The following is a 250-nucleotide window of genomic DNA, read 5'->3' on the forward strand; positions in this document are numbered from 1 at the left end:
GGGGTGCTCGCGATATGCTCTACCCGGAGCGTATTTATCAGGAATTTGAAGGTGATAACGCCACCTGGTGGAACTTCGATCCGCGCGTTGAGTGGCTGATGGGCTACCTGACCAGCCATCGCTCTCAGAAAGTGCTGGTGATCTGCGCCAAAGCTGCCACTGCGCTGCAACTGGAGCAGGTACTGCGCGAACGTGAAGGTATTCGCGCTGCGGTGTTCCACGAAGGTATGTCGATTATCGAACGTGACCC

1 protein-coding gene is annotated in these 250 nt (G+C 56.4%); it reads left to right on the forward strand.

The features are described from left to right. Positions 1-250, forward strand: a 250-nt coding sequence (locus HKX41_12585) for a hypothetical protein (GenBank protein NNC24971.1), incomplete at both ends; no start/stop codon positions are given.

This window comes from Salifodinibacter halophilus, assembly GCA_012999515.1.
In the GTDB taxonomy this organism is placed as follows: Bacteria; Pseudomonadota; Gammaproteobacteria; order Nevskiales; family Salinisphaeraceae; genus Salifodinibacter; species Salifodinibacter halophilus.